Source organism: Vibrio sp. MMG023 (assembly GCF_021654215.1).
In the GTDB taxonomy this organism is placed as follows: domain Bacteria; phylum Pseudomonadota; class Gammaproteobacteria; order Enterobacterales; family Vibrionaceae; genus Vibrio; species Vibrio jasicida.
In genome coordinates, this window is sequence record NZ_JAKFZP010000005.1 from 237491 (window position 1) to 253364 (window position 15874).

Here is a 15874-nt window from a genome sequence, read left to right on the forward strand (position 1 = left end):
TAAAGGGGTTTTATCCCCCTATAAGTACAGTGGGCATTCCTGCAACGATACTTCCGCCGTGAGACGTCGTGTCTCCCATTCGGGCTGCAGGCTTATTGCTTAATAGCACGGTCGTGCTTCCCATCGCGATAGAATCCGGCGTTCCAACGCATACACAAACATCACTCACTGTGGCAGCAGGTAAGCTACCGATCAGTACGGTTGGAGCTCCAGGGCCGGTTACCGGACCACCCACATGAGGAATTGGTGGGGTTGCTGGTGTCTGCATTGGGCATACATGCATGTCAGTGATACGAGCGGCAGGTAACGTCATCGCACTTCTCCTTGTACTGCAGTTTGTGATTGGCTATCTGAAGTACCTTGACCGCCCGCAGCAATATCCAGAGCCATGGTGATTGCGGCTTGATAGTAAGGTTTCGTTTTGTCCCATTCAGGAAGGGCGGCTGCGTGATTGATCGCTCCTGCAGTCGCTTTCGCGTACAGAAATGGCTCAGGCATAACGGGTGGAATATCTGGTGCAACGATGCTGCCAGAACCATTCCAAAATACCGCTTGAGCAAGCCAAGATGGCCCACAATTCAGTTCCAATCGATGAGAAAGATGTTCGGCTTTGCGGCGCAATTCTTCGGAGGGTGACCGCACCCAAGCCATGCAAGTTTCGACACTCTGCTTTTGAAGTGGTGACCATTCTTGATTACGTTGATTTAAACACAGTGCTCCCCACCAGATGGCTTCACGGACGGGTAGAGCGTGGGTCAAAAACTGTACTAGGTCGTTGTAGAGCTCTTTGTCTTTGAGTGATTGAATTGCATCGCTGATGCTGGTTTCTTCGTCGAGCAGTGCCTTTGTTTCGTCACTGGCTTTGAATCTCGGTAGTATTTTCCCAGCCGTTTGGTATGGAATCTTCTTATATTTCATTAGTTAACCTTTACAATTGCGCCTTTTACTTCACCCATTACGCCGCCATCAAATGTCGCTTTGAGACCCGATTTAAACTCCGCACTCAAAGAGCCTTCAGCAGAGAGCGTGGTGTCCGCTTTGATGGAAATACTCAGGCCAGAAATGCTGTTTGAACTGGTTGCTTCAAGCGCCGTCGTGGTGCCTGAAACCTTGTTGGCTGAAGTGGCTTTGCTGGTGACGTTGGTCCCTTCCAAATTCAACGCGCTGCTGGCTTTGACGTCGATATTGGTTGCTTCAATGGCAATGGATGATGAGGACAGGGTTATTTTGCTTGAGCCAACTTTGAGCTCGATAGAATCGTCAGCTTCAATCGAAATCGACTTGGCTTTTTCGCTTAATGCTTTGGTTACGCTCAGCGAGTAGTTGTCTTCTGTCGACACTGATACCGCTTTGGTGACTGTTTGGCTCAATTCACCCTTGATGGTTTCGGTTTGGTTGTTTTCAACTTCTTGTGTCAGGTCTTTGGCTGCGTGAAGGTAAAGCAGTTCATTGTCTTTTTTATCATCGAAGTAGAGCTCGTTACTCTGTCCAGAAAGTTGGGTTTTGATGCCAGACTTTGTTGTACTGGCTTCGGCATAAGGCGGGACATTTTTGCTGTTGTAAACGCTGCCCGTGATGATTGGTCTATCTGGATCGCCATCAATGAAAGAGACCAGAACTTCTTGCCCGGCACGCGGCACAAACTGAGCACCGTAACCACTTCCCGCAAGCATTTGTGCGACACGAACATAACAACTGGTTTTGTCGCCACTTGCGTCTGTGTCCCATTGGAACTGAATACGCACGCGACCTTGTTCGTCCTGATTAATATCACCCGCGGTTGAGCCAGCAACGACTGCGCTTTGTAAACCCTGAACCACTTGTTTTGAGCGAGGTCGCGGGTAGTGAGGAGTATCTTTTGGGATCACTTTTAGTCTGGTGCTGCTCTGTGCATTTTCAGTGTATTCCACTTCCATACTGATGACCGAAAAGTCACCAAGTTGATCTTTATCTAGATGGCTTGAGAGCGAGAAGTAAGTACCGAGTTCGAAGAGATCATGTTTTGCGCTGGCAATGACGCTTTGGTAATCCTGCTCAACATACTCGATTCGTCGTTTGGCAAGATTGCTAGAGAGATCCGTCATGTCCCCGCTGATACCCAAAGTCGGGTAACGCGTGTTGGCGAGTTTCGTGTTGTTGGCAATGGTATTGCTGGAGGTTTTATTGCCGCTAGTGATGAGTTTCGTCTGCGAATAATCGTAGCTTGATAGCTCGACACTCGCGCCATGAAAAGCAACGGTAGGGCACCAATCTTCAAGCAAAGGAAGTGAGCCTGTCGGCGTTTCCTTCATATCAAATTTTGCAGTGCTGGCTTTATCAAATGGAGTTTGAGCATCTTGCAAAATCATAGTGTGTGAACCACTCGCATGCTCAAAATAATAATGAACGCCTTCCTCAGCGAGTAGGCGAGAAACGAAGTCAAAATCCGATTCGTTATATTGCAAACAATATTCACGCTTGGTCGAAGGCATGCTGGATATTTTATAGTTTCCTTTGAAACCAGCGTTATCGAAAATATCACTGACAATTTCTTGTGTGGATTGATTTTGATAAACCCGGAAAGAATGTGTGTGTTTTAATAACCAAAACCAAGGTTTAAGCGTTATTTCGTATTGGTGATTCTGTAAATTAGAATCCATTCCTAAATGTTGGATCAATGTCACAACTCCATTGTAGGAACGATTGAGGGTATTGCTGCCAGATTCGTTGAAATAACGGTTTATTGTAAGGAACTGACCTAGCTGATCTTGCATGTCAAAGCCACTGGATACCAGCATTGCTTTGATTTCAAAGGGCTCTGACAAGGCTTGCTTTATTGTTGCATTACTTATGATATGTTCTTGATTACTTGAGTCTTTTGCAGACATCAAACTAGCCGAACTGCTGTATTTATCAGCCATTGCATATCCTTATGCTTGAACTTTTCAATAATAAAAATTTGAAATATAAATACTATTATTAATCAAATTACTCAAAAAATAGCAGTATTAGATCTTATTCGCTATTCGATTTATTAAAAGAAAAGGAGTTCTTTATGGCGAGTCAAAATGCAAAAAAGATGGCGAAAGAATTTTTGCAAAATGTAGAAAAGGACAGTAAGTCATATCACAAAAGTTGGGCGAGAAAATTCGGTAATAAATACCAATCTGCCAAGAACTGGGTAAAACGTGACAAGAAAATGGTCGCGATGGATATTGCGCAAAAAGGGGTGAGGACTGGCATCGGGATGATTCCATTTCCCGGCTCGAAAGAGGGGGCTGCCCTGTTGGAAGTCGCAGGTGGCGCAGCGTTAAAAGCAGCATCTCGCAAAGCGTGGGAAGAGGGTTCAAAGAAAGGCGTTAAATCTCTTCTTAACAAAAAAATTGAATCTGCTCGCAAGCAACTTAAAACTAACTCGGTAGGAAAAGTCGATCACGAGTTCTTGGCGCTTTCTGCGCGTAAGCGTGATGAACACATTCATGCGATTCGTAAGCTAGTGAAGTACGAGGTGAAGCTGTTACCAAAGCGTTCTGATGAGCTCAGTTTGCGTTTATTCAAGCTGAAAGAGGCGATCAATGAATCCCGTGTGAAACTCAACAAAACCACCATGTCTTCCACATCGGCTATCGATAACATGCAAGCTTGGACGGAGTTCTTTTCTGCCATCAAAGAGGTGGAGCACTACCAAGCGAAATTGCGTGAAAGCCTGATTCAAGTGCAAGAAATCACCAAGGATGTGGAATGGTTCTTGGCGGCTTCTGAAGCAACGACTGATCAAATGAATGCGCAAAACTTACCGCAACTGGAAGAAGCGTTTGACCAGATCCGCCGCAGTTACGGCAACATCAATTCGCTGAAACAACTGCAAGATATGATACTAGAGAGAAACCTCGTTGAATCCGGTTTGTTGGATGAAAAAGACTTAACCTACAAACTGGTCAACTAGGCAAATCCGACCGTTCGTTAGCAAATTAAACCCAAGTAGGGAGCTGTTGTGCTGCCTAATTCTTTTTACTTGCTGAATTTATTGGGTTTTTATTGTCGACAATTTCAGCTTGCTCTTATCAAACTGAATGTTTTTCCACTCATAAATCACTCAATAACACTATACCTTAGTCTAAATTGTCGACAATTCGCTTGATTGTCGACAATTTGATCGTCTATTTTATATTCAAGTTAACAAATTGTTGACACTTTGATTTCTAAATACGAGTGCCTTGAATATGAATACAGAATTGAAAACTCGTCATAAAGTGATTGTCTCTGAGAAGGAGCACACTAAATCTGAATCGCTGACCGAATCGTTAGTGGAAGCGATTGTGAGTGGTGAAATTGAACCGGGCAGTAAAATCTCAGAGCCTGAATTAGCCAAGAAATATCAGGTGAGTAGAGGTCCTTTGCGTGAAGCCATGATGCGCCTAGAAGGACTTGGGTTGATTGAGCGCATTCCGCATGTTGGTGCTCGTGTTATTACTTTCTCTCCAGAAAAACTCATCGAATTGTATTCCGTCCGCGAAGCATTAGAGGGCATGGCGGCAAGGCTAGCGGCTCGCTATATCACTCAAGAAGAGCTCCTCAGTTTGGAAATGCTATTGTCGACACATTCCAAACATATTGATGAAGTTGAAGGGGCGTCTTACTTCCACCAGCATGGTGACTTCGACTTCCATTACCGAATCATTCAAGCGAGCCGAAACAGCAAGCTTATCTCTTTGCTTTGCGACGAGCTGTATCACTTGTTGCGCATGTATCGTTACCAATCACCGCGTGCGCAATCTCGTCCTAATGAAGCACTCAACGAACACAAATTCATTCTGCAAGCGATTCGCAACCGTGATGAAGAACTCGCAGAAATGCTGATGAGAAGGCACATCTCAGGCAGCCGAAAACTTATCGAATTACAGATTTTACATTCTGAAAGTAAAGATAGAGAACAAGACTAGAAGGAAATTGTCATGAGCTTATCTCCGGGGGCGAAGTTCAGACTCGCCATTGAGCAAAACAACCCGCTGCAGATCGTCGGCACCATTAACCCATACTGCGCCATGATGGCGAAAAACTTGGGTCACCAAGCTATCTATTTGTCGGGTGGCGGCATCGCCAATGCATCTTACGGCTTGCCAGATCTTGGCATTACGACATTGAACGACGTTTTGGTGGACGTAGACCGCATCACCAACGCGTGTGATTTGCCGTTATTGGTTGATATCGATACCGGTTTTGGTGGAGCTTTTAACATCGCACGCACTATCAAAGCGATGGAAAAAGCCGGTGCGGCGGCAGTGCACATGGAAGACCAAGTGGCGCAGAAGCGTTGTGGTCATCGCCCAAACAAAGCGATTGTTAGCCAACAAGAAATGGTTGATCGAGTGAAAGCGGCGGTGGATGCACGTAATGACGAGAACTTTGTCATTATGGCTCGCACTGATGCACTAGCAGTAGAAGGCATGGACAGTGCAATTGAACGTGCGATTGCATGTGTGGAAGCGGGCGCAGACATGATCTTCCCAGAGGCAATGAATCAGCTAGACCAATATCAACAGTTCTCGGCAGCGCTTGAAGACGCGACAGGGAAGCACGTTCCAATTCTTGCCAACATTACTGAATTTGGACAAACGCCGTTATACGGCTGTGAAGAGTTAGCCCAATCCAAAGTGGATATGGTTTTGTACCCATTGAGCGCATTCCGTGCGATGAACAAAGCTGCCGAGATGGTTTACAAACACTTGCTTGAAGTTGGCAACCAAGAAGCGATGCTTGATTCAATGCAGACACGAAAAGAGCTGTATGAGCACCTTAATTACCACGACTACGAGAATAAGTTAGACAAGCTGTTTTCGGAGGGTAAATAAGGTCAACAAAGGAAACAAACGGAAGCCCAAGAAAAGAATCTCTAATCCAATAACGTGAAACTTGTCTGATTCAAAAGAGCCCATTAAGAGAGCCAAATCAGACAGAAAAGGAGTTCAACAATGCCTCATTCTGTAGAAAAGAAAGCTGAGATAGGTGGCGCAGGTCTACGCGGTCAAAGCGCTGGAAGCACAGCTTTATGCACTGTCGGTAAAACGGGGACGGGTCTAACGTATCGTGGTTACGATATTACGGACTTGGCAAATCATGCTCAATTTGAAGAAGTGGCGCATTTGCTGTTACGCGGTCACTTACCTAATCAGCAAGAGCTAGACGCCTACAAGACACATCTATTGAGCTTGCGTGGCTTACCAGCGGAGCTTAAGCAAGCGTTAGAGTTGATTCCTGCTGACGCACATCCGATGGATGTTATGCGCACAGGTTGCTCTATGCTGGGTAACTTAGAGCAAGAAATGGACTTTGAACAACAGCTCCATGCTACTGAGCGAATGCTGGCGCTTTTCCCTGCGATCATCTGTTACTGGTATCGCTTCAGCCACGATGGCGTACGAATCAAGACTCACGATAACAGCGAAGACTGCATTGGCGGCTACTTCCTGAAACTGCTTACTGATAAAGCACCAAGTGAAACGCACAAAAAGGTGATGCACTGTTCTTTGATCCTTTATGCAGAGCATGAGTTTAATGCCTCCACATTTGCGGCGCGCGTGTGTGCCTCGACGCTTTCTGATCTTCATTCTTGTATTACGGCTGCTATCGGTACGTTGCGTGGTCCACTTCATGGCGGTGCAAACGAAGCAGCGATGGAAATGATTCAAGATTGGCAAACGCCAGATGAAGCAGAAGCCAATATTCTGCAGATGCTACAGAACAAAGACAAAATCATGGGCTTTGGTCATGCGATTTATCGTGAAAGTGACCCTCGCAATGCGCTGATAAAGCGTTGGTCAGAAGTGTTATCGAAAGAGGTGGGTGACAAACATCTTTACGCGGTTTCGGAGCGCGTGGAATCTGTCATGAAGCGAGAGAAAGGTCTGTTTTGTAATGCCGATTTCTTCCATGCTTCGGCTTACCACTTCATGGATATTCCGACCAAATTGTTTACGCCAATCTTCGTGATGAGTCGACTGACAGGTTGGGCGGCGCACGTGTATGAACAACGTGCGAACAACCGAATCATTCGTCCAAGTGCGGATTATACCGGACCGGATCATCAAGACTGGGTGCCAATCGAACAACGCTAGCGCGTGACGCCTCTTTGTGAGTTTCGTCTTGATCGCAATCTCAAGGGGGCGTCTCATTCACCGCGAATCCATTTCAAAAACAGTATCGCGGTGCGTTCAGGCACAAGATGTACACTAAAGCGGAAGCAAGCCCATGAGCATCACCACAAATATAAATACTCAATATCGTAAGCCGCTCCCGGGAACCCAACTCGATTATTTTGATACCCGAGAAGCGGTCAACGATATTTCTCCTGGAGCCTATGAAAAGCTCCCATACACCTCGCGCGTTTTAGCTGAGCAGTTGGTTCGCCGCTGCGACCCGAATACGCTCACTGATAGCCTAAAACAGTTAATAGAACGCAAGCGTGACCTTGATTTTCCTTGGTATCCGGCGCGCGTGGTTTGTCATGACATCCTTGGACAAACCGCATTAGTCGACCTCGCTGGTCTGCGTGATGCGATTGCCGAACAAGGCGGTGACCCAGCGAAAGTAAATCCGGTGGTTGAAACACAATTGATTGTCGACCATTCACTGGCGGTCGAACACGCAGGCTTTGACCCAGACGCGTTTGAGAAAAACCGCGCGATAGAAGAGCGCAGAAACGAAGACCGATTCCACTTTATTGAATGGTGTAAAACAGCGTTTGAGAACGTTAGCGTTATTCCTGCGGGTAACGGCATCATGCACCAAATCAACTTGGAGAAGATGTCTCCTGTGGTGCAAGCCAAGCAAGGCATTGCTTACCCAGATACCTGTGTCGGCACAGACAGTCACACGCCTCACGTTGATTCACTTGGCGTTATTGCGATTGGTGTCGGCGGTTTAGAGGCGGAGACGGTTATGCTTGGTCGCCCGTCGATGATGCGTCTACCGGACATTGTTGGTGTGAAGCTTACTGGTAAGCGTCAACCGGGTATTACGGCCACCGATATCGTGTTGGCGATTACCGAGTTCCTACGCAGTGAACGCGTGGTTTCATCCTATCTCGAATTCTTTGGCGAAGGGGCGCGAGACCTAACCATTGGCGACCGCGCAACCATCTCAAACATGACGCCAGAATACGGCGCAACCGCCGGGATGTTCTACATTGATGAGCAGACCATTAATTACCTCAAACTGACGGGGCGTGACGAACAACAGGTCGACTTGGTAGAGAAGTACGCCAAGCAAACCGGTCTGTGGGCGGATGATTTAGACACGGCGGTTTACGAACGCGTGCTTGAGTTCGATTTGTCCCAAGTCGGGCGCAATTTGGCAGGTCCATCTAATCCTCATCGTCGTTTACCTACCGCAGAGCTTGCTGAACGTGGCGTTTCTGGCGAGTGGCAAGAAAAAGAAGGCGAACTTCCAGATGGCGCGGTGATCATCGCGGCGATTACCTCCTGTACCAACACCAGTAACCCAAGAAACGTTGTGGCGGCCGGTTTGGTTGCTAAGAAAGCGAATCAGCTTGGATTGGTACGCAAACCTTGGGTGAAGTCTTCATTTGCTCCGGGTTCTAAAGTTGCTCGACTCTACCTTGAAGAATCTGGCTTACTCCCTGAATTGGAGAAGCTTGGTTTTGGTATCGTCGCTTATGCGTGTACAACCTGTAACGGTATGAGTGGCGCACTTGACCCGAAAATCCAACAAGAAATCATCGACCGAGATCTGTATTCAACGGCGGTACTTTCTGGGAACCGAAACTTTGATGGTCGAATTCATCCTTATGCAAAACAAGCATTTTTAGCATCGCCACCTTTGGTCGTTGCATACGCGTTAGCCGGTACGATTCGCTTTGATATCGAACGTGATTCTTTAGGCACAGACAAAAACGGCAAGCCGGTTTATCTCAACGATTTATGGCCAACGGATGAAGAAATTGATGCCGTGGTGGGTGAGTACGTTAAGCCAGAGCAATTTAATCAAGTCTACATTCAAATGTTCAAACTGAATGATGAGGCTCGTAACCCGAATCCGCTCTACGATTGGTGTCCGATGAGTACGTATATACGAAGACCTCCTTACTGGCAAAAAGAGGGGGATGGAGCATTGGCTGGTGAGCGAACTCTGTCTTCAATGCGTCCTCTCGCCGTTTTAGGCGACAACATTACGACCGATCATTTGTCGCCATCGAACGCAATTTTGGCAAGCAGCGCCGCAGGTGAATACCTCGCGAAGATGGGTGTGCCAGAAGAAGACTTTAACTCATACGCGACTCACCGAGGCGATCACTTAACCGCGCAGCGCGCTACTTTCGCTAACCCGAAATTGTTCAACGAAATGGTCACGGAAAATGGCGAAGTCGTGCAAGGATCGCTGGCGAGAGTCGAACCTGAAGGCAAAGTGACACGCATGTGGGAGGCGATTGAGACTTACATGAATCGCAAGCAGCCGCTTATCGTGGTCGCAGGTGCGGATTATGGTCAAGGATCGTCGCGAGATTGGGCGGCGAAAGGCGTTCGCTTGGCGGGTGTAGAAGCCATTGTCGCTGAAGGGTTTGAGCGTATTCACCGTACCAACTTAGTTGGGATGGGCGTGCTTCCTCTGCAATTTAAAGATGGCGTGAGCCGAAAGACGCTCGAATTAGATGGCACTGAACTTTATGACGTTATCGGCGATATCACTCCTGGTGCTGATTTGGCGTTGGTGATTACCCGTGCGAATGGCGACAAGGTTGATGTGCCGGTGTCTTGTCGACTAGATACCGAAGATGAAGTTAACGTTTACAAAGCGGGTGGTGTGTTACAGCGCTTTGCTCAAGACTTCCTCTCGCAATAGATAGCGCAATAACGGAGCAAGATATGGATAGCAAGATGCAAAGCCAAATCAAAGTCCCAGCGACTTACATGCGCGGCGGTACGAGCAAAGGGGTGTTCTTCAACCTTGAAGATTTGCCACAGCCAGCGCAAGTTGCAGGCGAGGCAAGAGACAAAATGCTACTTCGTGTGATTGGTAGCCCAGACCCGTATGCCAAACAAATTGATGGCATGGGTGGCGCGACTTCCAGCACCAGTAAAACTGTGATTGTGTCGCGCAGTCAGCGAGTCGATCACGACGTTGATTACCTGTTCGGGCAAGTATCGATAGATAAGCCGTTTGTCGATTGGAGTGGTAACTGTGGCAACCTTTCTGCTGCAGTCGGACCTTTCGCCATTCATGCAGGGTTGATCGACGAAGAACATATTCCCCAAAATGGCATCGTCACCGTTCGTGTATGGCAGGTAAATATTGGAAAAACCATTTTGATTCATGTGTCAATCGTAAATGGTTTCGTTCAAGAAACAGGGGAGTTTGAGCTTGATGGAGTGACGTTCCCTGCAGCAGAAATCCAAGTTGATTTTGTCGACCCTGCTGATGGCGAAGGCAGCATGTTTCCAACCGGCAATCTAGTAGACGATTTGGTCGTGCCGGATGTTGGGACGTTCAACGCCACCTTCATTAACGCAGGCATACCGACGATCTTCATTGATGCAGAAGCGCTCGGTTACCAAGGCACTGAGCTTCAAGATGACATCAATAACGATGAATCAGCCCTTGCGAGGTTTGAGTCCATTCGTGCTCATGGCGCGCTAAAAATGGGGCTGATTGATTCGCTCGAAGAGGCTCAAACACGTCAACACACGCCTAAGATTGCGTTTGTTTCCCAGCCTAAATCCTATTTATCGTCGAGTGGTAAAGCCGTAGAGGCAGGTGAGGTCGATATTCTCGTCCGAGCTTTATCTATGGGCAAACTTCACCACGCCATGATGGGAACCGCAGCGGTCGCTATTGCCTCGGCGGCATGCGTCCCGGGTACTTTGGTGAACCTAGCGGCTGGTGGCGGAGAGAAAGAATCTGTGACGTTTGGGCATCCATCAGGAATGCTTAAGGTGGGGGCAAAAGCCAAACAAACAGAACAAGGTTGGGTGGTTGAGAAAGCCATTATGAGCCGCAGCGCGAGAATACTGATGGAGGGCTGTGTGCGTGTTCCCTCCAATGTCTTTGAATAACACAATTGCATGGTAGTGATACTTATACCAACCACATCAATTATTTGATGATTCTTGCTTGTTAAAACCGCTGATAACTTCGTTAAACCTATTTCTTAGTTAAAGAAGGTGTAGGTAGAACAACTAGCTAGCTGCAATCTTTGCCTTGTTCTAAGCGGTTTTACCTGAGCAATTTTCTGAACATCTAATTAATGCGATTGGTATTAAAAAGCAATGTCAGGACATACTGGAGGAAGCAATATGTCTGCATATCAGAAAGAATACCTTTGGGCACAAAATGAACCGGAAAACTTTTGGCGTGCTCAAGCTGAAAACATCGATTGGTTTGAAGCGCCAAATACCATCTTGCAAGCTGACGAACATGGGATTGAACGTTGGTTTCCTGATGGCGTATTGAACACATCATGGCTCGCCTTGGATTATCATTGCGAGCAAGGAAGGGGGGATAAAACCGCACTGATTTATGATTCGCCAGTGACGGGTCAAAAACAAACTTACAGCTATCAAGCTCTGCGCGACCAAGTGGCAAAAATCGCGGGCATGCTTTCTAATCAAGGCGTAACCAAAGGCGATCGTGTGGTCGTCTACATGCCGATGATCCCAGAAGCGGCGATGGCGATGCTGGCTTGTGCTCGATTGGGTGCGATTCACTCGGTGGTGTTTGGCGGTTTTGCCCCGAATGAGCTTGCCGTTCGAATTGAAGATGCGGAACCCAAAGTCATCATGACGGCGTCTTGTGGCATCGAAATTAACAAGGTGATCCCGTACAAACCAATGGTTGATAAAGCCATTATGGACAGCCGTTGGAAGCCTGAGAAAGTCTTTGTTCTTCAACGCCCGCAGTGCGAAGCCGAACTTAACCTTGAACGTGATTTAGATTGGCAGCAAGAATACGCGCAAGCTTTGCCTCATGCGTGTGTCCCTGTGCTAGCGACAGATCCTCTTTATATTCTGTATACCTCAGGCACAACAGGGAAACCAAAAGGCGTGGTGCGTGACAATGGTGGTCATGCCGTGGCGATGAAATATTCGATGACGTCGATTTATAACATCCCCCAAGATGGCGTGTTCTGGGCTGCATCGGATGTAGGATGGGTCGTTGGTCACTCTTATATTGTGTACGCACCGTTGATTCATGGCTGTACAACTATTCTATTTGAAGGCAAACCAGTGAGAACACCGGATCCGGGTGCATTCTGGCGTGTTTGTGACGAATACAAAGTGGATGTGCTTTTTTCCGCGCCAACCGCTTTTCGTGCAATTAAGAAAGAAGACCCAGAAGGCGAGTTCATTAAGCAATACGACTTGTCCAATCTCGACTCTATCTTTATGGCAGGCGAACGCCTTGATCCACCAACGCTAGAATGGGTCGAAAGCAAAGCAGATAAGCCGGTCATTGACCACTGGTGGCAAACGGAGACCGGATGGGCGATCGCGGGCAATCCGACCGGTATCGAGATGATGCCGGTAAAAGCAGGCTCCGCTACCAAGCCGATTCCTGGCTATCAGGTCGAGATTCTGAACGAAATGGGCATGCCAGTGGGCGCAAATCAACAAGGTTTTGTGGCTTTGAAGCGCCCATTACCACCAAGCTGTTTACCGACTGTCTGGCGCAACCATGATCGCTTTGAAACCGGTTATCTAAGTCAATTCCCGGGTTACTACGTATCGGGAGATGGCGGTTACCTAGATGAAGAAGGTTACCTGTTTATCATGGGGCGTATTGATGACGTAATTAACGTCGCAGGTCACCGTCTGTCTACCGGCGAAATGGAAGAAATCGTTGGCGGTCACCCAGCGATAGCGGAATGTGCGGTAGTCGGTATCCACGATGAGTTAAAAGGGCAGCTACCACTTGGTTTCGTGGTTCTTAAAGATGGCGTGAAGGTTGATGATCTAACGCTAGAAGGCGAGCTAGTTGGTAAAGTACGCAACGAGATTGGCGCTGTGGCTTGCTTTAAACATGCGCTGGTTGTTGACCGTTTGCCAAAGACTCGCTCAGGTAAAATTCTGCGAAGAACCATTCGTCAAATAGCCGATGGTGAACAATACGTGGTGCCATCAACCATTGATGACCCATCCAGTCTAGGCGAAATCGAGCGAGTGCTTAAACGTGACTCATAAGGTCTAACTATCGTAAATAAGGCTTAACTACGAGCCTTATTTACTCTCTCAGATGCTGTCATTATCGCATTTCTCATCCATTTATGCCCAGAATCAGCAATTCTGTTTGGGTGATAGATTAGACATAAATCCCATTTCGTTTGCTCAAATGGAAACGGAAGAACTTTGATTTCCACTAACTGCTCGAAAGATTGAGTTATCGTTGAATCCATCAAACATATAACATCCGTTTTCTCTACAGTTTTCAACATGTCTAAGGCATTGGAAACGCTATAAGGAGTGCTGCGGTGAGACAGCTCTACTATATCACTGTTCGATAAAGGGTTTACCTTGTGTTGCCAAGAACCTAGAACGATATGCTCCTCGTTTAAAAACTCCTCTTGCGAGATGGTGTCTTCAAGTCGGGGGTGGCCTTTCGCACAAACTACGACAATCTCGCGCTTACCTATAGGCTTATACCTCAGGGAAGAAGTTCGTAGTTGAGGGGCATCGATGACAAAATCGTATCTTTTTACACGCAGATCCATTTCATAATCTTCGCTGTAGAGTGGATGAACATCGATAGTGATATTCGGAGCTTTCTCTCTTACTTGTGCGAGTAGTTCAGGTATCAATTGATAACTTGCGATGTTGATGCATGCCATGGAAAAGCTTCTGTCTGACGAAACAGGGCTGAACCTATTTAGATGTTCTAGCGTCGAAGCATACAGTTTGTTCGCTGCGGCAAGTGCAGGATAGATTTCGATGGCTTTATTGGATGGAGAAACACCGTTGTGGTGGCGGATAAATAGGACATCATCATACTTTTCTCGTAGACGCTTCAGGTTCTTGCTTGCTGCGGGTTGGGTAACGCCAAGCTTTTTGGCTGCGACAGAGATACTACCTTCTTCATATATAGCCAGAAAAAATGGGATTAAATTGAAGTCTATCTCTTTCGGCATTCGTTAACCTTTTCGCTCATTTATTGTTTTCTCATTTAAATATAACACGTAAAAACGGCCTTCTTTCATAACCGTTTTGGCGAATTGTTATGCCCACTAGTTATAGCTCATATAGGTAAGATCTGTATTGATTTTAGTTAGTGTAAAGAGGATAAGTGTATGACTTCTATAGGGCTTAAACGGGCTGTCTCGTTAAGTGTTTTGGCTATATCTCCCAGCGTTTTAGCGGCAGAAAAACCTAACATCTTGGCGATATTTGGTGATGACGTTGGTTATTGGAATATCAGTGCGTACAATCAAGGGATGATGCGTTATCGCACCCCAAATATTGACCGAATTGCTAGTGAAGGTGCGTTATTTACCGACCACTATGCCCAGCAGTCATGTACGGCAGGACGAGCAGCATTCATAACTGGGCAAGAGCCTTTCAGAACAGGTCTACTTACGGTTGGTTTGCCGGGAGCCAATCATGGTATCGCAGATTGGACACCAACGATTGCTGACCTTTTGAAAGAGCAGGGGTATGTCACTGCACAGTTTGGTAAAAACCACCTAGGCGATCAAGACAAACACTTACCTACAAACCACGGCTTTGATGAGTTTTTCGGTAACTTGTACCACTTAAATGCGGAAGAAGAACCAGAAACGTATTACTACCCGAAAGATCCTGAATTCAAAAAGAACTACGGCCCGCGTGGGGTGATTCATTCTTATGCGGATGGAAAGATTGAAGATACCGGGCCGCTAACGCGTAAGCGCATGGAGACGGTAGATGAAGAGTTCCTAGAAGGAACGCTTAACTTTATGGAAAAAGCCGTGAGAGAAGACAAACCATTCTTCATTTGGCATAACTCCACCCGCATGCACGTTTGGACGCGTCTTCAGGAAAAATATCAAGGGAAATCAGGTGTCAGCATTTATGCGGATGGCATGTTAGAGCTTGATGACCAAATTGGTATTTTGTTAGATAAATTGGACGAGCTCAAGGTTGCAGACAATACCATAGTTATCTTTACCTCGGATAACGGAGCAGAAACCTTTACTTGGCCAGATGGCGGTACCATTCCTTTTAAAGGTGAGAAAGGCACAACTTGGGAAGGTGGCTTCCGAGTGCCTCAGATTGTTCGATGGCCGGGTGTAATCAAACCAGGTACACAAATGAATGAAATGATGGCTCATCAAGACTGGTTACCAACGATTCTTGCTGCTGCTGGTGTTGATGATGTGAAAGAAAAGTTGGCTGAAGGCTATAAGGCGAATGGCAAAGATTGGCGTGTGCATATTGACGGCTACAATTACCTTCCTTACTTGAAAGGTGAAACAGATAAGGTGCCACGTGAGTCTTTGTTGTATTTTTCTGCAAACGGTGAATTGAACGCGATTCGTTGGAATGATTGGAAGTTGCATTTCGCCATTATGGAAGGCGATATGACAGACGCAGTTCGCTTCGAGCCAAACTGGCCACAGGTTGCACATATGCGTGCAGATCCGTTTGAGCGTGGTAAAGACGAATCACCAATGTATTTCCGATGGATGGCTGACAACTTGTGGTTGTTCGTTCCAGTTGGTGCAGAGATTAAAGCATTTACTGAAACATTAGATCAATATCCAATGCAACCGAGTGTTCGCTTTAATGCGGGTGGTCTGAACTATCAAACACTAAACCTACAAGAAAAGCTTAAACAAATGGATGCGATGCAGAAGAAACTAGAAGAAATGTAATCCGTTGTTCAACTTCAACATTAAGAAAAGCCCCATTTT

General features: G+C 46.7%; 12 protein-coding genes. 8 read left to right on the forward strand and 4 right to left on the reverse strand.

Going from position 1 to position 15874, the window contains the following annotated elements:
- Positions 1-10 precede the first annotated feature (10 nt).
- The 3 genes from L1076_RS17625 to tssI are packed head-to-tail and all read right to left on the reverse strand — an operon-like array spanning position 11 to position 2900.
- Entirely contained in the window at positions 11-313 is a 303-nt protein-coding gene (locus L1076_RS17625; RefSeq protein WP_005426629.1) for a PAAR domain-containing protein, read from the reverse strand.
- Positions 310-918 (reverse strand): hypothetical protein, encoded by a 609-nt coding sequence (locus L1076_RS17630; protein ID WP_237304176.1) that lies wholly within the window; start codon positions 916-918, stop codon positions 310-312. Before L1076_RS17630 ends, L1076_RS17625 begins: the two co-directional genes overlap by 4 nt.
- The gene (gene tssI / locus L1076_RS17635; protein ID WP_237304177.1) at positions 918-2900 is read right to left on the reverse strand and encodes a type VI secretion system tip protein TssI/VgrG; all 1983 of its coding nucleotides are present in this window, start codon (positions 2898-2900) and stop codon (positions 918-920) included. Before tssI ends, L1076_RS17630 begins: the two co-directional genes overlap by 1 nt.
- Before the next feature lie 134 nt (positions 2901-3034).
- On the opposite strand from tssI, the gene L1076_RS17640 reads away from it, so the two are divergent.
- The 7 genes from L1076_RS17640 to L1076_RS17670 all read left to right on the forward strand — a co-directional run bounded on the left by L1076_RS17640 (position 3035) and on the right by L1076_RS17670 (position 13172).
- Complete coding sequence (locus tag L1076_RS17640; protein WP_237304178.1) at positions 3035-3925, forward strand: hypothetical protein; 891 nt, start codon at positions 3035-3037, stop codon at positions 3923-3925.
- 277 nt (positions 3926-4202) lie between these two features.
- Positions 4203-4922: a GntR family transcriptional regulator gene (locus L1076_RS17645; RefSeq protein WP_038884161.1), complete on the forward strand. Its 720-nt coding sequence runs from the start codon at positions 4203-4205 to the stop codon at positions 4920-4922.
- Between the two features lie 12 nt (positions 4923-4934).
- Entirely contained in the window at positions 4935-5831 is an 897-nt protein-coding gene (gene prpB / locus L1076_RS17650; RefSeq protein ID WP_050940856.1) for a methylisocitrate lyase, read from the forward strand.
- 120 nt (positions 5832-5951) lie between these two features.
- The gene (gene prpC / locus L1076_RS17655; protein WP_237304179.1) at positions 5952-7094 is read left to right on the forward strand and encodes a 2-methylcitrate synthase; all 1143 of its coding nucleotides are present in this window, start codon (positions 5952-5954) and stop codon (positions 7092-7094) included.
- Positions 7095-7227: 133 nt separating this feature from the next.
- Positions 7228-9837 carry a Fe/S-dependent 2-methylisocitrate dehydratase AcnD gene (gene acnD / locus L1076_RS17660; protein WP_237304180.1) on the forward strand — a complete coding sequence of 870 codons (2610 nt, stop codon included), beginning with the start codon at positions 7228-7230 and terminating at the stop codon, positions 9835-9837.
- A gap of 23 nt (positions 9838-9860) precedes the next feature.
- Complete coding sequence (prpF, locus tag L1076_RS17665; protein ID WP_237304181.1) at positions 9861-11048, forward strand: 2-methylaconitate cis-trans isomerase PrpF; 1188 nt, start codon at positions 9861-9863, stop codon at positions 11046-11048.
- A gap of 240 nt (positions 11049-11288) precedes the next feature.
- Positions 11289-13172 (forward strand): propionyl-CoA synthetase, encoded by a 1884-nt coding sequence (locus L1076_RS17670; protein ID WP_237304182.1) that lies wholly within the window; start codon positions 11289-11291, stop codon positions 13170-13172.
- Positions 13173-13195: 23 nt separating this feature from the next.
- Here L1076_RS17670 and L1076_RS17675 read toward each other — a convergent pair whose 3' ends face one another.
- Positions 13196-14113: a LysR family transcriptional regulator gene (locus L1076_RS17675; RefSeq protein ID WP_104038409.1), complete on the reverse strand. Its 918-nt coding sequence runs from the start codon at positions 14111-14113 to the stop codon at positions 13196-13198.
- A 159-nt stretch (positions 14114-14272) separates the two neighbouring features.
- Between L1076_RS17675 and L1076_RS17680 the strand changes: the two genes are divergently transcribed.
- On the forward strand, positions 14273-15835 hold the full coding sequence (locus L1076_RS17680) for an arylsulfatase (RefSeq protein ID WP_104029077.1): 1563 nt from the start codon (positions 14273-14275) through the stop codon (positions 15833-15835).
- Positions 15836-15874: the final 39 nt, after the last annotated feature.